Source organism: Rhodococcus sp. NPDC057529 (assembly GCF_042802055.1).
Taxonomy (GTDB): Bacteria; Actinomycetota; Actinomycetes; order Mycobacteriales; family Mycobacteriaceae; genus Rhodococcus_F.
This window is the reverse complement of record NZ_JBHVEY010000023.1, coordinates 105,089-129,593: the sequence shown is the minus strand read 5'-3', so window position 1 is coordinate 129,593 and position 24,505 is coordinate 105,089. Positions and strand designations below refer to the sequence as shown.

Annotated in this window: 23 protein-coding genes; 10 read left to right on the top strand and 13 right to left on the bottom strand. The window is 67.2% G+C overall.

Features of this window, described 5'->3' with window-relative positions; translation table 11 throughout:
• The first annotated feature begins 454 nt into the window (after positions 1-454).
• The 4 genes from dctP (at position 455) to ACFU5V_RS34240 (ending at position 5,053) form a co-directional block, all read left to right on the top strand.
• Positions 455-1,726, top strand: a complete 1,272-nt coding sequence (gene dctP, locus ACFU5V_RS34255) for a TRAP transporter substrate-binding protein DctP (protein WP_378704693.1) — start codon at positions 455-457, stop codon at positions 1,724-1,726.
• Positions 1,727-2,029: 303 nt separating this feature from the next.
• The gene (locus tag ACFU5V_RS34250; protein WP_378704691.1) at positions 2,030-3,136 is read left to right on the top strand and encodes a CaiB/BaiF CoA transferase family protein; all 1,107 of its coding nucleotides are present in this window, start codon (positions 2,030-2,032) and stop codon (positions 3,134-3,136) included.
• Positions 3,137-3,252: 116 nt separating this feature from the next.
• Positions 3,253-3,729 carry a hypothetical protein gene (locus ACFU5V_RS34245; RefSeq protein ID WP_378704689.1) on the top strand — a complete coding sequence of 159 codons (477 nt, stop codon included), beginning with the start codon at positions 3,253-3,255 and terminating at the stop codon, positions 3,727-3,729.
• Between the two features lie 169 nt (positions 3,730-3,898).
• Entirely contained in the window at positions 3,899-5,053 is a 1,155-nt protein-coding gene (locus ACFU5V_RS34240) for an acyl-CoA dehydrogenase family protein (RefSeq protein ID WP_378704687.1), read from the top strand.
• A 177-nt stretch (positions 5,054-5,230) separates the two neighbouring features.
• Here the strand turns inward: ACFU5V_RS34240 and ACFU5V_RS34235 are convergent, their stop codons facing one another.
• The 13 genes from ACFU5V_RS34235 to ACFU5V_RS34175 form a co-directional block, all read right to left on the bottom strand.
• Positions 5,231-6,187, bottom strand: a complete 957-nt coding sequence (locus ACFU5V_RS34235; protein ID WP_378704736.1) for a cyclase family protein — start codon at positions 6,185-6,187, stop codon at positions 5,231-5,233.
• 32 nt (positions 6,188-6,219) lie between these two features.
• A complete protein-coding gene (locus tag ACFU5V_RS34230) occupies positions 6,220-7,233 on the bottom strand; it encodes a hypothetical protein (RefSeq protein WP_378704685.1) in 1,014 nt (337 codons plus the stop codon).
• A gap of 51 nt (positions 7,234-7,284) precedes the next feature.
• Complete coding sequence (locus tag ACFU5V_RS34225; RefSeq protein ID WP_378704683.1) at positions 7,285-8,562, bottom strand: Rieske 2Fe-2S domain-containing protein; 1,278 nt, start codon at positions 8,560-8,562, stop codon at positions 7,285-7,287.
• 62 nt (positions 8,563-8,624) lie between these two features.
• On the bottom strand, positions 8,625-9,593 hold the full coding sequence (locus ACFU5V_RS34220; RefSeq protein WP_378704681.1) for a PDR/VanB family oxidoreductase: 969 nt from the start codon (positions 9,591-9,593) through the stop codon (positions 8,625-8,627).
• A gap of 241 nt (positions 9,594-9,834) precedes the next feature.
• Complete coding sequence (locus ACFU5V_RS34215) at positions 9,835-10,977, bottom strand: hypothetical protein (RefSeq protein WP_378704679.1); 1,143 nt, start codon at positions 10,975-10,977, stop codon at positions 9,835-9,837.
• A 19-nt stretch (positions 10,978-10,996) separates the two neighbouring features.
• Entirely contained in the window at positions 10,997-11,371 is a 375-nt protein-coding gene (locus ACFU5V_RS34210) for a hypothetical protein (RefSeq protein ID WP_378704677.1), read from the bottom strand.
• Complete coding sequence (locus tag ACFU5V_RS34205) at positions 11,368-12,390, bottom strand: phosphotransferase family protein (RefSeq protein ID WP_378704674.1); 1,023 nt, start codon at positions 12,388-12,390, stop codon at positions 11,368-11,370. Before ACFU5V_RS34205 ends, ACFU5V_RS34210 begins: the two co-directional genes overlap by 4 nt.
• Positions 12,387-13,595 (bottom strand): acetyl-CoA hydrolase/transferase family protein, encoded by a 1,209-nt coding sequence (locus tag ACFU5V_RS34200; protein ID WP_378704671.1) that lies wholly within the window; start codon positions 13,593-13,595, stop codon positions 12,387-12,389. Before ACFU5V_RS34200 ends, ACFU5V_RS34205 begins: the two co-directional genes overlap by 4 nt.
• Entirely contained in the window at positions 13,595-14,359 is a 765-nt protein-coding gene (locus ACFU5V_RS34195; protein ID WP_378704668.1) for a cyclase family protein, read from the bottom strand. Before ACFU5V_RS34195 ends, ACFU5V_RS34200 begins: the two co-directional genes overlap by 1 nt.
• Positions 14,341-15,954: a class I adenylate-forming enzyme family protein gene (locus ACFU5V_RS34190; protein ID WP_378704666.1), complete on the bottom strand. Its 1,614-nt coding sequence runs from the start codon at positions 15,952-15,954 to the stop codon at positions 14,341-14,343. Before ACFU5V_RS34190 ends, ACFU5V_RS34195 begins: the two co-directional genes overlap by 19 nt.
• 204 nt (positions 15,955-16,158) lie before the next feature.
• Complete coding sequence (locus ACFU5V_RS34185; protein ID WP_378704664.1) at positions 16,159-17,148, bottom strand: amidohydrolase family protein; 990 nt, start codon at positions 17,146-17,148, stop codon at positions 16,159-16,161.
• Positions 17,149-17,218: 70 nt separating this feature from the next.
• Positions 17,219-18,304, bottom strand: coding sequence for an aldo/keto reductase (locus ACFU5V_RS34180; RefSeq protein ID WP_378704661.1), 1,086 nt, complete (start codon positions 18,302-18,304; stop codon positions 17,219-17,221).
• Between the two features lie 95 nt (positions 18,305-18,399).
• The gene (locus tag ACFU5V_RS34175) at positions 18,400-18,777 is read right to left on the bottom strand and encodes a putative quinol monooxygenase (protein WP_378704659.1); all 378 of its coding nucleotides are present in this window, start codon (positions 18,775-18,777) and stop codon (positions 18,400-18,402) included.
• A 237-nt stretch (positions 18,778-19,014) separates the two neighbouring features.
• On the opposite strand from ACFU5V_RS34175, the gene ACFU5V_RS34170 reads away from it, so the two are divergent.
• From ACFU5V_RS34170 to ACFU5V_RS34145, 6 genes are all read left to right on the top strand, one after another.
• On the top strand, positions 19,015-20,373 hold the full coding sequence (locus tag ACFU5V_RS34170) for an MFS transporter (RefSeq protein ID WP_378704657.1): 1,359 nt from the start codon (positions 19,015-19,017) through the stop codon (positions 20,371-20,373).
• A gap of 124 nt (positions 20,374-20,497) precedes the next feature.
• The gene (locus ACFU5V_RS34165; protein WP_378704655.1) at positions 20,498-21,160 is read left to right on the top strand and encodes an RraA family protein; all 663 of its coding nucleotides are present in this window, start codon (positions 20,498-20,500) and stop codon (positions 21,158-21,160) included.
• On the top strand, positions 21,157-21,813 hold the full coding sequence (locus tag ACFU5V_RS34160) for an RraA family protein (protein ID WP_378704652.1): 657 nt from the start codon (positions 21,157-21,159) through the stop codon (positions 21,811-21,813). The genes ACFU5V_RS34165 and ACFU5V_RS34160 overlap by 4 nt, the downstream gene beginning before the upstream one ends.
• A complete protein-coding gene (locus ACFU5V_RS34155) occupies positions 21,810-22,478 on the top strand; it encodes an RraA family protein (RefSeq protein ID WP_378704649.1) in 669 nt (222 codons plus the stop codon). Before ACFU5V_RS34160 ends, ACFU5V_RS34155 begins: the two co-directional genes overlap by 4 nt.
• Positions 22,475-22,861, top strand: coding sequence for a RidA family protein (locus ACFU5V_RS34150; protein WP_378704646.1), 387 nt, complete (start codon positions 22,475-22,477; stop codon positions 22,859-22,861). Before ACFU5V_RS34155 ends, ACFU5V_RS34150 begins: the two co-directional genes overlap by 4 nt.
• Positions 22,862-23,280: 419 nt before the next feature.
• Entirely contained in the window at positions 23,281-24,504 is a 1,224-nt protein-coding gene (locus ACFU5V_RS34145) for a cytochrome P450 (RefSeq protein ID WP_378704644.1), read from the top strand.
• Position 24,505 lies beyond the last annotated feature (1 nt).

The window sequence follows — 24,505 nt, the reverse complement described above, 5'->3', positions numbered from 1 at the left end:
CCGCCTACTTCCCTACAGAGTTGTTTTGCGGGAAGGGGATGTGTTTTGGGAACGCTGGCACCCGTCCTGCGAGAAGCGCGCCCCCCCCCCTGGGGGGGCTGCCGCCGCGTCTCGCTTCGGTTCGGGTTCGGTCCACATACTGGGTACGTGGGGCGCGAAGCGCGCCGGTTCCGTAAGAGGCTGGCGCTGAAGTGGTCCCTACCGATTTCGTTCTTCGGAACGCCCCCTGTCTCGGCTGTGTTGCCTATGTCACTCTCACCTCGCCGGTAGCCGGGATGGGAGCTCGCAGTTGATCAGATTCCTCAGATCGACTGCGGCAGAAAATCGTCACGGTCCCGAGGTGCATCATTTGCCCCACCGGAACGGTTGATGTGCCGCGGGAGCACAGATCGCCGACCCCACCCCGGACCTCTCGCAGGCTTCAGATCCCGGTTCGATGACGAAAGGAAACGCGATGCGTTTGACGAAGAAGACAGTTCCCATCGCTGCCGTTGCAGTGGCGGCCCTGTTCCTGTCCGCGTGTGCCGAGGGCACGGCGGGCCCGGGCGGGTCCGGCTCCGGAGCAGGTGTGGCCTTCGGTGCCTCGAAGGAGGAGTACCAGGCTGCGTTCGAGGATGTCGACCCGATCGTCATCCATGCCCAGTCGCCGAACGCGAAGGGTAGTGTGAGCGGCCGCTACATCGAGAAGTATCACGAAGCCGTCGAGGACTGGTCCGGTGGCAAGATCACGCTCGACACCGTCTACTCGAGCGGTGTCGCAAGTCCGACCGACGTCGATACGGCCCTGTCCGACGGACGTCTCGACATCGGACAGATCTACCCGAGTTACGAGCCGCAGGAATACCCGGTCAACACCGCGCTCACCGAAGCCTCCGTCACGTCGGACTTCTCCGTGGTGCAGGGCCTGCTGTCATCGAATGCGTGGGCCATGGAGGTCGCTGGTGAATTGCCAGCGGCGGAGCGGGAGTTCGAGGAGAAGGGGATGAAGCTCCTCGTTCCCTACTACATCCCCGGACCGACCGGAATGTACTGCCGGGACACCAGGACCAGCCTGGGAAGCCTCCGCGGTGCCCTGGTGGCCGCGGGCGGTGCCTCGCAGGTTGCGCAGCTCAAGGCGCTGGGCGCATCGCCCGTGTCTCTGCCCTTCACCGAGATGTACGAGGGTCTCCAGCGTGGGGTTGCGGACTGCGCCAATTCGAGCCTCAACTCTGCTGCGAACTCCGGGATTCCGACCGTTGCGGCCAAGGCCACCCTCGATCCGGGCTACGGTATCGCCCCGGTCACCGGTGCCATGGCCATGAGCGTGGACACATGGGATTCGCTTCCGCTCGTCGCGCAGCAACTCCTCCATGACCGTATCGACGTGTTCATGACCGAGTACCTCGACGCCAACTGGGAGATCGCCGCGCAGGTGTCCCGGCAGCTCCAGGAGGCCGGCGGTCAGTTCGTGCCGTTCGAGCAGGATGCACGGGACACGATCTCCGCGGCGAACGCCGACCTGGTTGCCGAAGCCGGCGCCACCGAGGGCGTCGGCGACAGCGCCGAATTCCTCGCGAGGATCGACGCCGCCAATGAGGAGTGGACCGGCGTGGTCTCCGGGCTCGGCTACGACAATCCGATCGACTACAACGGATTCGGTTCGTGGTACGAGCCCGGCAAGATCGATACGACGAACTATGTCGACAAGCTGATGGAAGTCGTCTACCTGCCCAATCGGCCGGCATGACAGCCACCATTCACTCGAGCAACTGAACAATCTCACTCGAGCAACTGAACAATCGGCGTCCCGTGTGCCGTGCGGCACACGGGACGCCGCCGCATTTGTTGCCCGTCCCGGAAGCCGCAACCCTGCACCGCCGTCCGGTGCTTCCCAATTATCGTGAAACAGACTCGGCGACTAAATATTTCGCTGTACGGAACGCGGACTGTTCCGACGATTCCCGACGTGCCAGGCTCGCTGACATCGCAAGTGCCACTTATTCCTCGGGAGCACTACCCGGCGGCATCGGACGCGGACAGGAGAACTCCCATGGGTGCACCGCTACACGGTCTGCGGGTTGTCGAGTTCGAGAACATCGGACCGATTCCCCACGGCGCGATGCTCCTGGCGGACCTGGGGGCGGATGTTGTGCGCGTCGCCCGCCGGGACCGGGCGAAGGACTCACCGTTCGGTGACTACGGCCGGTTCACGCATGTCCTCCGTGGCCGCACGACGGTGTACGCGGACCTCAAGGACCCTGCCCATCACGCGCTGGTTTCCGATCTCGTGGCCTGTACGGACGTCCTGCTCGAGGGCTTCCGGCCGGGTGTCATGGAACGGCTCGGACTCGGACCCGACGCGTGCACAGTCGCCAACCCTCGTCTGGTCTACGCGAGGATGACGGGCTGGGGGCAGGACGGCCCGCGGGCGCACCTCCCGGGCCACGACATCAACTACCTGTCGCTCACCGGAGCGCTGCACGCCATCGGCCCTGCGGACCGGCCGGTGCCTCCGCTGAGCTTCGTCGGGGACTACGGTGGCGGTTCGATGTTCCTGATGCTCGGCGTCCTCGCGGCACTGTGGGAACGGGAGCGGACCGGTTGCGGAACAGTGGTGGACGCCGCGATGGTCGACGGTGTCGCCGCGCTGCTCCAGCCGATCCTGGAACTGCGGGCCAGCGGATCGTGGTCGGATGTGCGGCACGACAACGTGGTTGACGGTGCGTCACCGTACTACCGGACCTACGAATGCAGTGACGGCGGATTCATGGCCGTCGGTGCGGTCGAAGTCCGCTTCTACCAGGTGCTCGTTGGTCAGCTCGGCTTGGATCCGGCCACGCTGCCGGACCGCGACGACCGCGGCCGCTGGGACGAGCTTGCCGGCATCTTGGAGGCGAAGTTCCGCGAACACTCCCGTGATCACTGGACGGCGGTGTTTGGTGACACCGATGCCTGTGTAACACCGGTACTCACGTTCGAGGAAGCGCCGGACGACGACCACATCTCCCACCGCGCTGCCCTCGTCCGAACGGCCGCCGGCATCGTTTCCGCCCCGGCGCCGCGGCTGGGCCCGGCTGCGCAACCACTCCCCGGAGCGGGGTCCGTCTCGGAACTGAGGACCGTCCTCACAGCCTGGCAGGGTGCCGGGACGACCTGAACGGTACCGGGCTGCACAGAGGGCGGGACAGCGGTCCCGTCCACACGAGAATCGATCTGGAGGTATTCACGATTATGTTGCACCACTGGTCTTTCAATGCAGACAACCCGACTCACGTGGCGGAGGTGCTGGCGGAGATCATGGGCGGTCATGTGATCGTTCCGCCGGTTCCCCCATATGAAGAAGGCGCGCGTTGGGTCTGCCTGTTCGACGAACACGGGACGATGATCGAGGTCGGACCCATCGACGCCTGCAAGTACCCGAACGAAGACGCACTGGCGACAATCAAGGAGGTTCCGGGGTCCACGCAGCAGTTCTCGTACAACCACGCGCTGTGCAGTGCGGTCGTGTCTTTCGACCGCATCCGCGAGATCGCCGAGCAGGAGGGCTGGCCGACCTCATACTTCGACGGCCCGTTCAAATTCCAGGGTCTGTGGATCGAAGGACGCCAATACATCGAGTTCGCGACCGCCGATGTGCTGAAGGACTACACGGACCTGTTCGGCAACACGACGCCGGAAGCTCTCGACGCCCACAACCGTGAACGTGAGAGGTATCTGCGTGGACTGGCAGCCGAGACCGCGGATCGCTAGATACGGACCCGTCCGGTCGCCCCGCGGCGTGACCCGTTCGACCGGAACCGGCTCGAGGCGGTCACGCGCGCTGGACGGTTGCGCGCCCAGGGAACGGCGCGTCGAGACCGGGTGTGCGCAGTTGTTCCAGGCGGGACGACTCGTCTGGCGGAAAGAGGAGTAATCGTCGATGACGACAGTGGAATCAGATATCGCGTCGCCGTTCACCGAAGAAGAGGAGTACGCCCGCCAGTCGGTCCGGGCGTTCTTGGACCGCGAACTCGAACCTCACCTCGAGAAGTTCATCGGTGACCCCGAGGTCGACCGGGAGTTCTGGCGCAAGGCCGGCCGCGCCGGGATCCTCGGCGTCGGCATTCCGGAGGAGTACGGCGGGCCGGGAGGCAGTGACCTGTTCGGCGTCATCGTCGCCTACGAACTCGGTCGGTCCGTGGGCGGAACGGTGGTCGGCAGCTCCATCACAGCCGATGCCGGTGCGACCCATGTGTTGATGACCGGTGGGTCCGTGGAGCACAAGCGTCGATGGGCGCCCGGAATCATGTCCGGCGAGATCACCCAGGCGTTCGCGGTCACCGAGCCGGATGCGGGCAGTGACGTCATGGCCATCCGGACCCGTGCCGTCCGCGACGGCGACGACTACGTGATCAACGGATCGAAAATTTTCATCAGCAACGCGAACAAGGCCGATCTGATCTACGTCGCGGCCAAGACCGACCCGACGCAGCGCGGCCGCGGAATGAGCATGTTCATCGTCGAGGGCACGACGCCGGGCCTGTCCCGCCGGCGGATGCAGACGATGGGCTACCCGGCCTACGACCTGGCCGAGCTGTACTTCGACGACATGCGCGTACCGGCCGAGAATCTCCTGGTCGGCGAGGGACAGGCCATGGGCCTGATGATGTCGACCTTTGCGCTCGATCGGCTGGAGATGGCGGCGCGCGCACTGGGGGAGGCGGAACTTGCCTTCGAACTGGCGCTGGAACACGTGCGGAACCGGGAAGTATTCGGACAGAAGATTCTCGACTTTCAGAACACCCAGTTCGCGCTGGCGGACATGAAGACCGAGATCGAGGTCGGCCGGTCGTTCGTCAATGACGGCATCCGCAAGTACCGCGCGGGCCGATTCACGATGACCGACGGCGCGATGCTCAAGGTGTGGGTGCCGGAGATGACCAGCCGTGTCGTAGACCGTGCGCTGCAGATGTTCGGAGGCTCGGGGTTCATCGACGAAATGCCGATCTCGCGGCTCTACCGCGGCAGCCGTGTGCATCGGCTCTACGCGGGCGCGACGGAAATCCAGAAAGTGACCATCGCACGCGAATTGTGACGCGGGAGCCGAACAGTCTTCCGCACAGGAGAATCGCCGCAGGGCGCCCGGCCGGTCATCCCGGCCAGGCGCCCTGTTGGCGTGCCGCCCCCGGGCTGTGCGGCGCTGCCGCCGAGCGACGACGAACGCCCCGAGATCTCGCAGACCTCGGGGCGTTCGCCGTCGTGAAACAGAGGGTTACAGCACCGCGATCGGGTTGATCGGGGATCCGACCGCGTTCTCGAACGGAAGCGGGGCGGAGCTGAGCAGAAACGAATATTGCTGCAGGCGTGCGCAGTCCTCGGCGAGTTTCTCGAGGAACCAGTACTCACCCAGGTGCAGTCCCATGTCGCGGAGCGCGAGCATATGGAACGGGCCCTTGAGCGCCGCACCGGTGCCCAGCGCCTCGACCGCAGTGTTGTCCACCGCAAGAGCAGCCACCCCCTGCTGGTGCAGCCACTCGATGCAGGCGATGCCGAGACCCGGCTGCGGCCGTTCCTTCACCGCCAGCCACGATCCGGTCGCGGCCCAGTCCGCGAGCAGGCCGGTGCGTACGAGGAGGATGTCACCCTCCTCGACCATGACGCCCTCGGCGTCGGCGGCACGCTGCAGGTCTTCCGGAGTGACCACATGGCTGCCGGGGAGCCTGCCCACACCGTGCAGCCGGGCCACGTCGAGCAGGACACCCCGCCCGACGAAGTCGTCGGCGACCTTGTCGATCGAGTGGTACCTGGCCCCGGCCGACGTCACCGACGCCGCCGGCTTGCCGTTGTAGAGCATGTCCTCGTAGTAACAGTGCGACAGTGCGTCCCACTGGGTCGAGGCCTGCAGGTGCATGTGGATCATGTCGTCGGTGAAATGCGCGCCGCCACCGAGGCCGTTGATCTCCTCAGGATCGGATCCGGACGCGAGCATCGTGTGCACCGGATTGCTACGGACCTGGGGTGGACGCCACGCGGTGTTCCCGGACGGCGGCTTCGGAGAGTCCGGAACCTGTGGTCCGCTCGCGCCGAGGGGCAAGGCCAGCGAGTGGATGATCCCGTGCCGGACACCCTGAGCGGCGGCCGCGCGTTTAGCCGGGGTGATGAGGTTGAGTGTTCCCCGTTCGTCGTCGTCGCCCCACCGTCCCCAGTTGGAGACGCGCTTGGCGATCATCGCGACCTCGGCGAGTTCGGCGTCGAGATCGCTCACGACCACACTCCGAACGCCAGGCCGACCCCAGTGCCCGCCGGGCTTCGGTATGCGGCAATGTAATCGGTCCACTGGGTGTCGAGGTGTGCGGCGGCCCCACCGACGGTCAGCCAGTTGCGAATCTCGGAGGTGCCCGAGTCGATGCGGTGCTCCGGAATGGAGCGCAGCGTGTCGGCGTCGTGATTCGCCAGGGCCGTGAGGACGGTGCGGTCGAGTTCCTCGTCGACCACGAAGTGCGACAGGCCCCCGGAACCGATGACCGCGACCCGCCGCTCGCCCGGCAGATCCTCGACGGCGCGGGCGAGGGCGACCCCGAGGTCGTAGCAGCGGGCCGAGGTCGGCTGGTTCGGCGGGAAGTAGGTGTTGACCATGATCGGGACCGACGGGATCGACAGGGTCTCCCACGGTGTGCCCGTCAGCATCGGGCCGAGCGCCCAGCCGAAGGCGTGCCCGAACTCGCGGTCGCCCGGCAGGTCACTCATGCTGGCGACGTCGAAGCCCTGCTTGATCAGGCTCTGCACGATCTGCAGGCCCGCCGCCGGGTCACCGGGATGAGCGCGGCCGTCACAGCCGAGCCAGGACAGGAACCCGCGGACCTTCTCGACACGGTCGGCGGGGATGTCGTGCGGGACCTGCCCTTCGCTCATCTTGACCGTCTCGCCCATGAACACCGCGATCGCGGGCTGCAGCGTCTCGTAGAACAGTTCACGCTGGTCGTCGCCGATGATCAGCAGCAGATCGGGTTCGAGCGCGGTGAGGTCATCGCGGATGCGCGCGATGGCGACCTGGCACCGATCCCACTTCTGCTGCCAGATCTCTGGGGCGAGTTGATCGAGGTATCGGTCGCCCGCCATCGCCGCGAGGGCTTCGTATGTCTGCGGCTTCCCGTCGTTGTCGACCAGGCCGGTGTCGGTGCTGTCCTGCTCCGCACGGGTCGACCACAGCTCGTGGTGATCCGGCGCGAGCATCACCGAATGGGACGTGCCAATCGAGGCGACTACGGACGACATGGGGGACTCCTTCGAAATGTGAGTGGATAGGACGGGCCGGTGAGCCGCTGGTCAGATGGCGACATGATCGGGAACCATGTCGCGCCAGTTCTTATTCGCAAGAAGATCTCCGGAGGCAGCGGTGATCTTCTCGGGCGGCGTCTTGCCGGTCTGCCACTTCGAGTGCTCCCCGCCGGCGCCGACGGTGCGGGCCTCCTTCAGGAGAATGCGGCGAGTGCGGGAGATGACGATGTCGGACGCGACGAGGTGTTCCTTGGAGCGATCCACGATGGGGCCCATCCCGACGGCGAGTGCTGCATCCTCGGCGGTGATGCCGTCGAAGCCGGTGAAGGATTCTCCCGCACGCATGGCAACACGGTCCTGCGGCCAGACGTTGCGTGGCGGGATCTCGCCGACCGGCGGCATCGTCGGCGTCATTCCGGTGATCCTGAGGATCTCCTCGGTGACACCCCACATGTCGAGTCGGTGTTCGTATCCGGGACCGCTGTCGAGACGCTCGTCCGGATCCCACCACACGTTGTAGAACTTGGTGTGGGTGTCGTCGACCGGAACCGGGATGAAGGCCATCCCGCCGGTCGGCACGAAGGTCACGAATGGGGCCGCGTATGCGGTGATGCGGACCTGGTCGGCGTCGGCGGTGCTGCCGGCACCGGAACGAACGGCGGCGTAATGCAGGCCGAAGTCCGTCCGCTCCAGCTCGAATCGGGGCAGTAGCCCGCGCTTCATCGCGTCACCGTCGGCCTGCATCTTCGGCGGGAACTTCTTGAGGATGTCGGCGTGCAGGATGCCGGCGTGAGACGAGTCGAGTAGGCCCTCGAGTGCCTGCACCCAGTTGCAGTCCCAGTCCACGTCGACGACGAGGGTGTGCTCCGGCTTCTCCTGTTCCCACACGTACTTGGGACGCGGTGGCACTGTGTCTTGCGGACCGAGGTAGACCCACACCAGCCCGTGCGACTCCTCCACCGGGTAGGCGTTGGCCTTCAGGCCCTTCCGGATGGCCGAGGCCTCGGCGTTGGGCGTCTCCAGAATCGTGCCGTCGGTCCCGATCTTCCAGCCGTGGTACAGGCAGCGGATGGCGCATCCCTCCTGGTGGCCGAATACCAGCGGGGCACCACGGTGTGGGCAGCTCTCGTCGAGGAATCCGATGGTGCCGTCGTCACCGCGGAAGGCGACGTAGTTCTCGCCGAACAGTCGTACGCGGATCGGATCGCTGTTCTGCATCGGCAGTTGGGTCGACGGGAAGGCGGGGACCCAGTAGTTGCGGACCACAGTTCCCATGGCGGTGCCGGGGCCGATACGGCACAACAGTTCGTTCTCTTCGTGATTCATGGCATTGCCTCCTGGAGTGGCCGAGTTCGCGGAGCGTGTCAGGTGGTCGGGGTCGGGTTGGGTCAGAGGTCGAGTTCGATTCGGGCGCTGCAGGACCGGGAGACGCAGATCATCATGGCGTCATTGCGGGCCTTCTCGTCATCGTCGAGTACCGAGTCCCGGTGGTCGGGAGTTCCTGCGAGGACCGGGGTTTCGCAGCTTCCGCAGATCCCGTCTTCGCACGAGTAGGTGACCTCGACGCCGGCAGCGGTGACGACCTCGAGGATGGAAAGGTCCGGCGGGACGGTGAGAGTGAGTCCCGATTGTTGCAGGACGACCTCGAAATCTCCGGTGCGGATCGGCTCGTCGAGCGGCTTGGCCGAGAAACGTTCGACGTGGAGGGTGCCGTCGGGGAGGTTCTGGCAGGCGGTGTCGACGGCGTCGAGAAGAGGCTCGGGGCCACAGCAGTAGACGAGGGTGCCGACGGCGAGGTCGTCGACGGCAGTGGCCAGATCGAGCAGGCCGTGGGTGTCCTGGGGGCAGCTCGTGACGCGGGCGCCGTAGCGGGTCTGCAGCTCGTCGCGGAAGGCCATGGATTCGGCGCGGCGACCACCGTAGAGCAGGCGCCAGTCGGCTCCTTCCTCGTCGGCGCGGGCGATCATAGGGAGGATGGGTGTGATGCCGATGCCGCCCGCAATGAACAGGTAAGCGGGTGCGCGATGCAGCGTGAAGTGGTTTCGTGGCCCGCAGACGGTGACCTTGGTGCCGGGGGTGAGGTGTGCGTGGACATGTGCGGAGCCGCCGCGGCCGTTGGGTTCGCGCAGGACAGCGACCCGGTATCGGGTCCGGTCGGCGGGGTCGCCGCACAGGGAGTACTGACGGATCAGCCTGTCTCCCAGAACGAGATCGATGTGTGCACCGGGAGTCCACTCCGGAAGTTCGTCCCCCGACGGGTGGACGAGGGTGAGCGCGACGATGTCGTCTGCGGGGAGATTGACTTCGTCGATGACGAGGGTGAGTTCGCCGTCGGCGGCACTGGTGGACTCGATCATGGCGTTCCTTTCCCGAGCGCCCCACGATGACGGTGTTTTCCTGTGTCGGATGGGAGCGGTTTGGGATCAGGCTACGGATTGTGGCGAGTGGATCCATGGACCGTTCGGAAGGGTGGAATCGAGACTGCCGGAGTCGCCTCGGACAGCACACGGGGCCGGTACCGAATCGCTTCGGCACCGGCCCCGATGCAACGGACGGTGTTCGGTTCGTCGGCACGCTCGACTCGCCCACCGGCTGAGGTCAGAGGAAGTCCCAGCCGGGCCGCCCTGACATACACGCCTCATAGGCCACCGGATCGATGGTCTGGTAGATCCCGAGCGTGGTGCGGCCGTCATCCCGGGTCACCTGGCACAGGTGCTCGTCGAGGCCGCGAATGCCGATGCGCGTTTCGGGACGAGTCACGTCGAACGACTCGCCCTCGGTCAGGTCGGGGCCGACGTAACCGCCTTGGTGGATGTCTCCGCCGGGCGTGCCGCCGTACATACCGCACCGCAGGAACGCGGTCTGCTGGCCGATCTTCTCGTAGTGGAGCTGCGCCTTCTCCCCGGTGTCGAACTCGTAGTCGACGATCGCCTCGGCGAAGATCTGGGTGTCGGGTTCGAAGCGCAGCTTGCGCGTCGGCTTGTAGACCCGGGTGGCGCCCGTGCGCTCGTCGCCGAACGGGTAGTAGACCCGATCGCCCCACAGTGTCCAGTCTGAGTAGGCGACGAAGGCGTTGCCATTGGTACCGACGTGCAGCCGTCCGCCCAGCGACATCGCAGGCCCTCCGACGCCACGGCCGGTGCCCCAGTGCCGATCCCGGGTGCCGGCGGACCCCGCGGCCAGCCCGATCCGCTCGCCGTCGACCTCGATCCAGCCCGACACGTCCCCGAAGCACTCGAATCCGCTGGTCACGTCGTTGCGACGGCCCGGCGGGACACCGGTGGCGGAATTGGACAGCGGCTCACGGAAGACCTGCCGGGTGGTGTCCCGGAACGTCAGTTCGTAACTGATACCCCACTCGTTGGGTTCGAGGATGTAGCGCCACTCCCGCAGGCCCCGGACGATGACCGGAGCGATCGGCCCGACCCGCAGGTCTGCGCGGTCGACGCCGAGCGAGCGGAAACTCCGAACGGCGATGTGCCGGCCTCGGACGTTGACGACGGCGTAGGCCTCGGCGCGGTCGAGGTTCGGATAGAAGCTGCCGCCGGTGGCGATCAGGATGTCGCCCGTGGGGTCGTGCGCGAGCATCCAGTAGCGCTCGTACGCACGCGGATCGCCCGTCCACATCACGCGGACCGGGTCGGGTGTCTGGTGGACGAGGTAGTCGTCGAGCGGGCCGAGTGGGAACTGCTCGGCGAAGTGCTCGTCGTCGACGGTCACACCCGGGTGGTCGGTGTTCATGTTCTCGCCTTTCTGGATGTCACGTCGGGTCGGCGGCCACACGACCGCGGAGATATCGACCGATCTCGGATCGGGTGGCTCGGCCCTGCGCGTCGGAGGGCAGCTCACGGATTCGGTTGGCGAGCTCTGCGCGCCGCTCCTCGTTGCGGGCCGCCGCCGAGGTCAGATCGGTCGGGACGGACTCGTCGGGTTCGACGTCCAGCAGCTCGGCCAGCCGGGCATTGTCCTCGACGAGGAACGGCAACGCCGTGCTCCACGACCCCGCGATCCGGCCGATCAGCCGGCGGGCGTTGCGCACCAGTTCGACGGAGCCCGGGGAGAGCTGCTCGTCGGTTTCGACGAGGCCGAGCAGGCGGTCCGCCCCGGCGAGCTGTTCATCGATCGTCGGTCTCATGCCAATTCCTCCTCGAGTACGGCTTCCAGGATCGTCGCCAGCACCCGCCGCGTCGGTCGGTACGGCTCCTCGCTGCGCCCGTCCAGGAAGGAGCGCAGGCCGCTGACCTGCATGACGGCCGTCTTGAACGCGGAGAAGGCGACCCACCAGGCCAGGGCGCGCCTGTCGACGTCGATGCCGGTGATCTGTTCGTAGTGGGCGATCAGGTCCTCGGCTTCCCAGGCGCCGGTGATGGTGTGCTCGGCCGCGCGCATGGGCTGCGTGACCCATCCGAGGTCTTCGAGCGGATCACCTAGATGCGCCAATTCCCAGTCGAGGAGGGCGGTGACGCGGTCACCGACGAGCAGAATGTTGCCCGGCTTGAAGTCGGCGTGGACGAGGACGGTCCGCTCGGACAGGGGCGCCCGTTCGCGAAGTACTGAGATGGCGAGATCGAGTTCGGGCAGCGGTTCCACCTGGTCGTGACGCAGAATCTCTTCCCAGCGGTCGAGTTCGGTGCGCGCCGCCTGCACGCCCGGATCGGGAAGGATCTCGGCGAGTCCCGAAGCGCCCCAATCAGTCCGGTGAACCTGAGCGAGCAGCTCACAGAAGGTTTCCGCCAGCCGGCGACGCTCGGCGAGGGGGCGTGCCGGATCGCCGAGGACGCGGTAGTCGCAGTCGCCGGGGAGTCGCTGCATGATCAGCGACGGTCGGCCGAGCCACTGGCCGTCGGCGTCGAGCCACCGAGGGGCGGGGGTGGGGAGCTCACTCTTCTCCAGCGCGTCGAGCAGCGCGAACTCCAACCGGCGGTCGGTGTCGACCAACCCGCCTTCGGGGTCGCTGCGCAGGATCAGGGGCTCGCGGTGCTCGGCGCCGGCGCGCTGGGTGAGGAGGTCGAATACCCAGTTGTCGCGCGAGCGTCCGACCCCGACCGGGCTCAGCCCGCAGATCTGCCCGTCGAGCCCACCCAACTGGATGGACAGGAACTTCCGAAGCTGCTCGCCCACATCGGGTCCGGCGCCGGATTTGTCGTTCATCATTTCCGCCCTTCCTGTGCTCGCAGCGCCTCGCGATGCGAAGGTGCCGCGATCGATATCATCAACTCGGTCCGTTCCTGAAGGCTTCGACCACGGAGATCGGCCACGCCGAACTCGGTGACGACGAGGTCGACACCGGACCGCGCCGTGGTCACGGTGCCGGGTTCCAGTCGGCGCACGATACGGGATCGCCGGGGGTCGCCGGCCGTGGCCGGCATCGCCACGATCGACAGGCCACCCGCGCAGCGTTGCGCTGCACGTAGGTACTCCGCGTGGCCTCCGATGCCACCGACGTACGCGCGGGCTGTCTCCTCGGCGTTGACCTGGCCGGTGAGGTCGACCTGTAGCGCCGAGTTCACCGCGACGAACGTGTCGATCGTGCCGGCGGCGGCGGGGCCGACGACGTCGGCGACCGGCCGCACCCAGACCGGGGAGGTGGCCACGAACTTGTAGAGCTCGGGTGATCCTGCGGCCTCGCTGATCACCACCGAGCCCGGCTGCTCGCGCAGCGCGCCGGCCTCGGCGAGGTCGAGCAGCCAGTCACCGACGAGAGTGGACCGGACCGCCAGGCCGCGGCGGGTGGTGAGAGCAGACCCGATGGCCGAGGGCACCGCACCGATCCCGAGCTGGATCGTGGCGCCGTCCGGTATCAGGTCGATCACCCGTGCGGCGATCCGGCGGTGGACCTCGCCCACCGCCGGGGTCGCGATCGTGGGGAGCGGCCGGGAGGTCCGAACGACGGCGTCGAACGCCGAGCCGGGGAGCCGGGGCGCGGAGGTGACCGGGAGCTGGTCGTTGATCTCCGCGATCACCGTCCGGGCCTGCCGGGTGAGTTCGTAGGTGTAGTCCACCGCCATGCCGAGGCTGTGACCTCCGCGCGCGTCCTGCTCGGCGACCTGGACGAGCACCACGATGCCTCCGGCTGCGCGGTGCGGCAACAGCCGCGGCAGGTCGTCGAAATGGCACGGGATGACGGCAACCTGGTCCCGGTTCGGTGGTCGGCCCAAGGGGCCCATCGCGCCGAAGGACACGAGCGGTAGCGGCGACCGGCGGGTGAGCGCGTCGCTGTGGCTCAGACCGACGAACACCTCGACGTCGCGGGGGGCGGCGGTGAGCAGCTGGTCGAGCAGGGGAGTGGGTTCACCGACGCCCTGAGCGACGACGACGAGGTCGCCGGGCCGGACGAAGTCGGCTGTCCAGTCGGCCATCACGGCGCCGCCACGACCGGGAGACCGGCTGGCGACGCGTCCGCGGTGGTCACGGTGACCGACCCGAGGACGGCATAGGCCCGGACAGGGCTGCCGGAGGAACGCGCGATCGGCAGGGGGGCGGCGCTGAAGAACGGTACCTGCACCGGAAGCTGGTCCAATCCGCGGAGGTTCTCGATGACGTAGACCTCCGGTTCGCCGCGGAGGAAGTGCATGTGCGCCGGGGCACCCGGGGTATGCGGTGCGTCGATGCTCGGTGCGTCGATGCCCACACAGCGGACCCCGGCGTCGCGCAGATACAGCGCAGCGTCCTCGGTCAGACCCATCGAGTGACGGTAGTACCGGTTGGCGTCCTGATCGTGCATCGCCGACCATCCGGTGTGCAGCAACACGATCGGACGCAGGGTCTCACCGTCGGGCAGGGCGGCGCGCAGATCGTCCGCGCTCAGCACCACTCGAGGACCGCAGTGGGTACTGAGGTCGAGGCAGGTCGCGGGTCCGATGCAGCAGGCGAGGTCCAGGTCCGCTGCGTCGGCAAGTTCACGTCCGGCATGCAGCGGCGCGTCCATGTGGGTGCCGGTGTGCCCGGACAGCACGATCTGCTCGTTGACGAAGGACACGCGCCCCAGTTCGGGATGCTCGCCCATCCACCGCTCGGTCATCTCGTGGGCGAGCGTGCCGGACAGGACGACCGGGGCGCGCGGGTGCATCGGATGGTGGGGCATGCCCTCGGTCAGTGTGTAACTCAGATCGATGATGTGCATTCGAAGTCCTTGTCTACGAGCGCTACCAGTTCGGCGCGGCGAACCTTGCCGGTTCCGGTGCGCGGGAGCTGTCCGTCGGTCACGGCGACGTAGTCGACGGGGACGGCATACGAGGGCAACTGCTTTCGGCAGTGGGCGTCGAGTGCTGCCGGATCGGTGTCGGCGCCGGCGCCGGCGTCCCACTCCACGACCGCGACCGGAAGTTCGCCCCGGTCGGTGTCGGGTCGGCCGATGACGAACGCCTGGCGGACACCGGGGTAGGCCAGGAGAACATTCTCGACGCCGACCGGGGAGACATTGATTCCGCTGACCTTGAGCATTTCCTTCGTGCGACCGGAGTAGCGGATCCGTCCGTCGGTGCCGAGGCTGCCCATGTCACCGGTGTCGAACCAGCCGGGGCTCGGGAAGGCCACCTCGGTGCGGCCGGTGTCGCGGAAGTAGCCGCTCGTCACCCGCCCTTGAACCAGGATGAGCCCGGTCTCACCGGTCGGGACGGGCTCGCGCGTGGTGGGATCGACGATTCGGATGGTGAAGCCGGGCAACGGTTCACCCTGCGACGTCGCGCGCAGTTCGAGCGGTTCGGTGCAGTCGGTCACCGCGCAGTTGCCGTAGGTCTCGGTGAGACCGTACACATTGCAGATCCCGGGAACGAGCTCCGCTGTCATCCTGAATGTTTCAGGAGGGCCAATGGTGAGACCGGTCCGCAGCGACGGCAGAGCGACGCCGCGACGGTCACGTTCGTCGAGAATGGCCCGGGTCATGTGCCCCATGCCGTAGTAGACCGAGCACTGTTCACGCTCGATCAGGTCCACCGCGGCCGCTGGATCGAACTTCTCCTGGACGATCAGCGCAACACCATGCGTCAGGGCGGCCATCAGTGCGTTGGCGGAGCCGAAGCTGAAGAACAGGGGGATGCCGAGCCACAGTCGGTCATCAGATGTCAGATGCTGCCGTTCGCCGATCTCCCAGCCGTTGGTGATCAGGTCGTGGTGATGCAGCACAACGCCCTTCGGGTCGGCCGTGGTTCCGGATGTGTAGAGGATCGCCGCGGGATCGTTCGCCGCGGCATCCACGCCCTCGCTCCTCGCGGGGGCGGTCTGCGCCAACCGAGCCCACGACAGCGTGCCGGGCGCGGGGTCACCGATCACGACGAGGTGCTCGACGTCGGGGCATCGCGCGACCACGTCGCGAACCATCGGCAGCAGCGGCCGGCCGAACAGCTGTTCGCCGCAGACGACGACGCGTGCGCCGGAATGCCGAAGGACGAAGTCCAGGTCGTCGGCCTTGTACCAGGTGTTCAGTCCCATGAAGACCGCACCGATGGATGCGGCGGCGAGATCGGTGACGATCCACTCCGCGGAATTGGCGGCGATGACCGCCACACGATCTCCTCGCTCGACACCCAGGTCGAGCAGGCCGGCCCCGACACACGACACCAGATCGGCCAGCTCCGAGTAGCTGAGTCGAGTGTCGTTGCACACCAGGGACAGCTCATCCGGTCGGTTGATTGCGAGTTCACGGACCAGGGCCCCGACAGTTATCGCTTGCGGGCGCTCGCCCGCAAGCGATTTCCGGTCTGTACCAGGAGATGTCATTCGCGGTTCCTTCGACTCTGCGGCTCGTTGTTGCTATGGTCGAGCGTTCGGACAACTGAGGCAAGGAACCGTTCCCGTCAATGGAATAGCTTCCCCGCGGTTCCGTATCCGCATGACCTGTTCGGTATCGGTGTCCGGCTCGGATACGACACGGGGCGCACCCGGAAGTGGGTGCGCCCCGTGTCGTCGGCAAAAGCGCCGGTGTCACTTCAAGCGCGAGTACACCGTTCGTGCGTTGTCCTCGAAGACGGCCTGCACCTGATCGGGGGACAGGCTCGGCAGCGACTCGATGACCGGCTTGAGGTCGTCGAGCGGGTTGCCGCTGCCCGGCCGTTCGGTGCCGAACAGGACCCGGTCGGCACCGACGACCCGTACCAACAGGTCCAGCGCCTCGGCGGTGTAGAGGCAGGTGTCGAACCACAGGCGACGCAACGAGTCCTCGAACTCCTCGACATCGACGCCGGCCTCGCGGGACTTGACGTTGGCGGCCTTCCAGCGACCGAGCTGGTAGGGGATCGACCCGCCGCCGTGCGGCACGACGATCTTCAGGGTCGGGAACTGCTCAAGGACCTTACCTCGCGTCAGGGACAGGATCGCGAGGCTCTCCTCGGAGATGAAATGCTCACTGTAGGTTTCGCGGCCGTAGCATGCCGCAGGATGCAGCAGCGCCGGTAGATCGAGGGCCTCGAGCTTCTCGTAGAGCGGGAACCAGTACTCGTCCTCGAGCAGCGGGGACGTGCCGGCGCCTTCACTGGGGTCCGGATTGAGGATCACACCGATGAAACCCAGCTCGACCAGACGGTCGATCTCGTCGAAGGTCTCGGTGACGGGGCGGCCCGCCGACTGCGGCAGGGCACCGACCGGCTTGATCCGGTCCGGGTATTCGGCGGCCTGCAGCGCGATCGCGTCGTTGTTCAGCTCGATCCACTGGCGCACGAGGGGCGCCGCCCGGTGAGAGTGCTTGAGGACGAACGGCCGTGGTGATGTCAGCTGGATGTCGGTGCCGACCTGATCCATGAGTTCGATCTGGTATGCGGCACCGTCGAGCAGCTCGTCCGGATCCGCGGGCTTCGGCGTGGCGCCGGCCCGCCCGGATGCCTCCATGACGGTCCAACGGGCCATGAGGCTGTTGCCCGCAACGGAGGGTCCCTCACCGCGTCCGGCGACGGAATGGGCGTGACTGTCGATGATCATGACGGGTCTCCTGACACTGTCGAGGTCGAAGAAATGCGCGCTCACCGATGAGCGGCGAAAGTTCTCAGGATTACGGGACGAGGACGGGCCCGTCCCGCCAAACCCGGTCGAGTTCGGCGAGGGCATCGGCGGGCAGCGGGCCCTGCTCGGCGGAGGCGACGGCCTGCTCCATCTGCGAGAGGTCAGAGAAGCCACCGAGCACGGTGACCACGCCGGGGGCCGACAGCGTGAAGCGGTAGGCCAGGTCCGCGATGCTGATGCCGGCGCGCTCGGCAACCGGGCCGAAGGCGGCCGCGCGGCGGAGCTCCCGCCCGTAGTGCCCCTCGAACGGGAAGCGGTCCTTCCACTCCGAGACACTCGGCGGAAGAACTCCGGCCTGGGCCGCGGGGGTCAGCACGCCGGCCGCGACGGGGCTGATCACCGACACCGCACACCCGTTCGCGGCAGCGAAGTCGCAGACGTGGTCGTAGTCGACGAAGTTCTCCTCGATATCGGTGAAGAAGCCTTCGCCTCTCCGCCCGGTGACCGGGGTCGGGTTGAGGAGGTTCAGCGGCTGGTTCACGATGTCGAGCACCCCGGAAGCGATCAGGGCGCGCATCAGGTTCGGGTCGTTGTCCTGACCGCTCAGACCGAAGTGGCGGATCAGTCCCTCCCGCTTCAGGGCGGCGATCGTCTCCCACGCGCCGCCCTCGCCGAGAATCTCGTCGAAGGTCAGGTGCGGCAGGTCCTGCATCGGATGGTACGGAGCGTGCGGGTCCGCGATCAGCGGCGCCGACCGGGAGAAGTGGACCCCGTTGTGGATGAGCAGGATGTCGATCGAATCGCGCCGCAGTCGCTGAAGACTAGCCTGCACCGACCGGCGGATGCACTGACCGACCGAACCGGTCAGCAGATGCTCGGGCGTGACCGCTACCTTCGTGGTGACGACCGCGTCATCCCCGCTGCCGCGCAACGCGTTGCCCAGGTTCACCTCCGAGCAACCCATGCCGTAGATCGGCGAGGTGTCGAACGCATTGATTCCCAGGTCGAGTGCCCGTTCGACGGCGGCACGCTGCTCGTCGGGGGAACAGTGGATCATCAGCCCGGCAGCGGTGCCCGCCCCGAAACTGATCTCGGACACCTTCACACCGGTGGTGGGTAACTCTCGGTACTGCATCGAGTGGATCCTCCTGGACGAGTTGTGTTGCGCGGCAACGCTCGGCCGCTGAGTTCGCTGGTTTCGCACGGTGGCCCCTGACTCCGGTGCCCGGGTCAGGTGACCTCGTAGACGACGCTGTTCCAGTCGGCACGCGCGGCCGATGGATTCGAGAACATCCCCCGCGACGAACTCGAGACGGTCGGCTCGGTGCGGATCGTGTCCACCGGGCCACCGCGGAGTCCGTCCATGCCGTCCCGCATGTGACGCCGGGCCAGCGTGTGGAAGTGGTCCTCATAGACGTCGGTGTCGGCGTACGTTTCGTGCATCCACACCACGTTCGGGTCTTCGGCGTCGGCACCGACCACCAACACCTCGGCGACGCCGACCCCTTCCTCCCGGGCTTCGTCCACGTAGCGGGTCAAGACCTCGAGGACACGATCTCGGCAGCCGGGGACCACCGGGATCCGATTGATGACACCGATCCGAGTCATCTGACTCCCTCTCTGTTCGCGCCGTTCCGATCCGGCCCGGTGACCGACCAGGACACCGCGACCCGGCAACGACATTCCCACCAGGTGCGCGGCTTCGACAGGGCGCGTTCCGTTGGGCGGATCCCGGCGCACGCGGTTCCGGCAGACGGAATCCGACCTCGGTGCCGGGACGCAGCAGCCCATACCCTTCCGGCGAGCAGTCCAGTGCGCGAACATCCCCAGAGAGGAGTACCGGTGGTGACATCCCCGACGGACCGTGCCCATCAGCGTCGAGTCGTTCTCGCTGCGGGAGTGGGCACGATGATGGAGTTCTACGACTTCGCGATCTTCGGCACAGCCGCAGCGCTGCTCTTCGGTACGGTGTTCTTCCCCACCGCCTCACCGGGGGCCGGAACGCTCGCATCGTTCGCCACGTTTGCCGCGGCCTTCGTCGCGCGGCCGCTCGGTGGAATGGTCTTCGGGCACTTCGGTGATCGGCTCGGACGCAAGCGGTTGCTCCAGATCTCGCTGATCGGCATGGGTGTGTCCACCATGCTCATCGGTGTCCTGCCCACGTACGCCGAGGCGGGCATCCTCGCGCCCGTCCTGCTCGTGATCCTGCGGGTCCTTCAGGGAGTGGCAGCCGGCGGCGAGGTCGGCGGCGCGGTCGTGACCGTGCTCGAACATGCGCCGGTGAACCGGCGAGCAACACTCGGCGCGTATGTTTTCGCATGCCTGTCACTCGGAGGAGTGCTGGCCTCGGCGGTGTTTCTCGTCGTTTCCACTGCGCTCAGCCCGGAGCAGTTCGAGTCGTGGGGGTGGCGTATACCGTTCCTGCTCAGCATCGTTCTGCTGGGGACCGGTATGTACGTCCGCGCGCGGCTCGAGGAGACCCCCGACTTCCGGACGCTCGCCGAATCGGGTGGGACCGCGCGGATTCCCCTGTTCGAGGTGTTTCGCCGGCACTGGCGTCAGGTCCTGCTCGTGGTCGGCGTCGCGGGCGCGTACTCGATCGCGTCGTTTCTCGTCGCGGTGTACGTGATCAGTTTCCTCGCCGGCCCGGTCGGAGCAACCCGTACCTTCACCCTCGTCGCCTTCGTCCTAAGCATGTCGATCTGCGCGGTGTGTGCGGTTGCGGCGGGCCGTGCTGCCGATACCTACGGGCGCCGGCGAGTGCTGGCCGTCGGCCTGGCGGGGGTCGCCGGCGGTGCATACCCATTCTTCGCCGTGGTAGGCGACGGTTCGCCGATTCCGATCTTGATCGTGATGGGAGCGATGGGCGCTGTCGTCGGCATCGTCGGTGGGCCCCTCGGCACCCACTTCTCGGAGGTCTTCCCACCGCGCCTGCGATACAGCGGTTTCTCGGTCGGGTACCAGATGGCGTCCATCGTCGGTGGTGGGTTCGCCCCGTTCATCGCGGCCGCGCTCTACACGGTGGCCGGTGGTCGGGTGTGGGCGGTGGCGCTCTACCTGTCCGGTGCCGCCGTGATCGGCCTGATCTGCCTCACCTGGTTGCCGGACCGAGCTGGACCCCGGGACAGCCGTGACGTCGAGGACACGTCGTCCACCCTCGGGCGTAGCCCGCTCGCTGGGACCGAAGCGCCCTCTACACCATAGGAACAGGGCGAAACCGGCACGCACATTCGGCGACATGCGGTTCCTGTCGCGGTGCCCCGCAACACCCGGGCGATCCCACACCGTGGACGGCCCGGCAACAGCTTCGGAAAGGAAAGGTGGAATTGTGAGTTCCTCACTGTTCGATGGCCTCGACGCGTGCGTCGTGTCCGACGCGATGGACAGCCTTGGGATAGCGAGCCAGGTGGCCGACGGTATCCGTTCACTGTGGGAGGGCGGCCGGGTCGCCGGTCGGATCGTCACCGTGCAGCTAACGGAGGGGACACCGCCTCCCGGACACCCGGTCGTCCACCTGGGCGTGACCGCCATCGAACGATGCGCCGCGGGTGAGGTGATCGTCGTCGACAACGGTGGCCGGACCGCGATGGGAAGTTGGGGTGGCCTCCTCAGCCGTGCCGCGCAACTCGCCGGTGTCGCGGGGATCGTCACCGACGGTGCGGTGCGGGACGTCGACGAAGCCAGGTCGCTGCGATTCCCCGTGTTCGGGCGGGGCGGAGCGGTCCGCACCGCCCGGGGGCGGATCTACGAGCTGGCCACCGGGGCACCCGTGACCGTGGGTGGGTTCGAGGTATCGACCGGTGACTGGGTCGTCGCAGACGGCAGCGGCGTGGTATTCGTGCCCGCCGACCGTGTCGACGAGGTCGCTGCGACCGCCCGGGGCCTCGTGGATCGGGAAGCTGTCCTGCTCGGTCGCGCGGAGGGTGGAGAGTCCCTCGCCTCCGTATTCGGAATCTCGTACGAATCGATGCTCGAAGGAGGACGACGGTGACAATAGCCTCGGAGAACACCACCGTATTCGATGCGGTGACGATCGATCGGGCCGTCCGGTTGGGGACGGCGACGCTGCACGAAGCCGCCGGCCGGATCGGGGCACTGCCCTCGCAGATCGCGCGGATCACCCCCGGACAGTCGTTCGCCGGACCGGCGGTCACCGTGTCCGGACCGCCGGCGGACAATTTATGGCTGCATCGAGGCCTGCTGGCCTCCTCTCTCGGTGACGTGATGGTGGTGACCGTCGGCGGCCACCACGAAGCCGGGTACTGGGGTGAGGTGATGGCGGTGGCCGCCCGATCCCGCGGTGTCGCGGGCGTGGTGATCGACGGGTGCGTGCGGGACAGCGACGCTCTCGCCAACGTGGGCGTGCCGGTGTTCGCGCGCGGACTGTGCATCCGCGGCACCGACAAGGACCCAGACGGTGTGGGGGGCGTGAATGAACCGCTCACGCTGGGCGACGTTGTCGTGTATCCCGGAGACCTGGTGGTGGGCGACGCCGACGGTGTCGTCGACCTTCCGGCGGCCCGCGTCGACGAGATCCTCGACGCCGCGGACGCCCGCATCGCGAAGGAGGCGCGCATCATGGCCGCACTGCGCCGTGGCGAGACCACCGTTGACCTACTCGACCTGCCCAAGGAGACCCGATGACCACCACCGGCACCCGCGACATCGTTGCCGAACTCGCCCGTTACTCCACGTCGGCCCTCTCCGACGCCCTCGACCGACTCGGGATCGAAGGCCAGGCCCTCGGCATCAAGCCGCTCGATCGCGAATTCCGTTTGGCAGGGCGCGCTTTCACCGGCCTCTACCAGCCGGTCGGGGCTGCGGGTGGCACGGTGGGGGACTACATCGACGACGTCCCGCCCGGTAGCGTCGTGGTCCTCGACAATCGGGGCCGGATGGACGCCACCGTCTGGGGTGACATCCTCACCGCTGTCGCGCACCGCCGCGGCCTGGCCGGCACCGTCATCGACGGTGTCTGCCGGGACAGCGCCCGTGCCCTGGAGGTCGGCTACCCGCTCTTCACCCGCGGTTCGACGATGCGCACCGGGAAGGACCGGGTCACCCTTGCCGCGGTGGATGTGCCGGTGACAGTGGGTGAGGTGGTCGTGCATCCGGGGGACATCCTGATCGGCGACGCCGACGGGATCGTCGTGGTACCCGCGTCCAGTGAGGACGAGGTCCTCGAGGCGGCAACCGCGATCGAGGAGGCCGAGGACCGGATTCGTGCGGCGGTCGAGTCGGGTGAACGGCTCGACGAGGCCCGGCGCCGTCTGGCATACCATTCGCTACAGACCAGGATTGACGCGTGAGTGGGCGCCGCGCCGTGCACGTCGAGGGGCTCGAGCACGGGACCAACCCGATTCCCGCGGCGTCCCGTCGTGGCCCGATGCTGTTTACGAGCAACGTGTTCGGCAGAGACCGAACCGACGGCTCCACACCGGAGTCGGTGTCCGACGAGATCGCCCGGACCTTCGACAACCTGCAGACGATCCTGCGGGCCGGTGGATCCGATCTCGGCGCGGTCCTCAAGATCGAGGTGACCCTGTCCTCGCCGAACTACAGGGCCGAGTTGAACGAGCACTGGGAACGGCAGTTCCCGGATGCGAGCGACCGCCCTGCTCGGCACGTCGCGGTGGGGGACCTCCCCGCCGGATTCCGGGTGCAGTTCGCCGCCGTCGCCTACGACGGCTGAACCCGTACCCGAGCCCGCCCGACCTGCAGCACACCACGGTGTGGGCAGGCCGGGCGGTTGGGTGAACTCGGCACCTCGCGACCTGACGGCCCTGTCAATGAGGGCGGGGTGGAGTAAATCGTTGTAGTGCAGTGTCATTCGACGTCCAGTCGGTCCGGCTCGGATCGTCCGATGGGACATCTGCAGCGGGTTTCCAGGTCCATTCCACCATTCGGAACCCTGGATCGGTGATTCCGTCCGGCGCGGGATACCGTGACGACGAACACTCCCCGGAAGTCGTCACCGGTGGAACGCCGCACCTCACGGTACCGGGCGCGCATGAAGGGCCGGTCGGGCACGGTCCCCGGCGGGGAGTGAATGTGGATTTCCGAACCGCTGAACCCACCGGCTGGACCGGTCGAGGAAACGGAGTGACAACGATGTCGGTCGAGACTCAAGAGCTGCGCAGCTACCCGCAGGTTCGGGGAGGGTGCCCGCTGCACCCGCCGAAGGAGTATGCCGGGTGGCGTAAGGAAGACGACGGGATCAGCAGGGTCGGTCTCTGGGACGGGCGGACCGCGTGGGTGATCACCGGGCTCGAGCACGCCCAGGTGCTGCTGAAGGACCCTCGTCTGTGCGCCGATCGGATGCACCCGGACTACCCGTCGGAGGGGCCCGCCCACGCGGTGAAGGGTCCGACCCGGCGGGCGTTCCGGGCGATGGACGGTGAACAGCATTCCTACTACCGGCGCCTGCTCGCCCGTGACTTCGCCCTCCGGACGATCAACGCGATGCGCCCCCGGATGCGGACGATCATCGACGACCTGATTACCGCAATGAGGCAGAAGGGTGCGCCGGCGGACCTGTTCACCGACTTCGCGCTGCCCCTCCCGCTGAAGGTCACCTGCGATCTGCTCGGAGTTCCGGTCGAGGACCAGTCGACCTTCGACCGCTGGATCAACGAGATGCTCGCTAGCAACGGCGACCCGCAGATCGCCGAGAGGGCGGGACAGAACCTGAGCCGCTACCTGCTCGACCTCCTCGACCGCAAGAACACCGTTCCCCAGGACGATCTGATGAGCCGTCTGGCCTCGGGGCCGCTGGCCGCCGGGGAGATCAGCCGCGACGACGCCCTGGTCACCGTGATGATCCTGCTGCTCGGGGGATACGAGTCGACGGCGTCGTCGATCGCGTCGGGCCTTCTCGCGCTGATGCAGAACCCGGAGCAGCTGGCGCGGGTGCGCGCCGGGCTCGAGCCGGACGAGGTCGCCCGGATGGTCGAGGAACTGCTGCGGTTCACCTCGGTGACCGACGTCGGCGCGAATCGATTCGCGCTCGAACGTATCGAGATCGGTGGCAAGGTGATCGAGGCGGGCGAGGGCATCATCTTCCACTTCCCGAGCATCAACCGGGACGAGTCGGTCTACCCCGACCCCGACACACTCGATATCGACCGCAGGACCAACCCCCATCAGGCGTTCGGGTTCGGCCCGCACCAGTGCGTCGGCCAGAATCTCGCGCGCGCCGAGATTCAGGAGGCGATTCCGGCGATCCTGTCGGCGCTCCCGAACCTGCGTCTGGCGGTGCCGGAGGACGAACTGCGGTACCGCGAGCACATGCTCGTCGTCGGCGTCGCCTCGCTGCCCGTCACCTGGGACGAGTGAC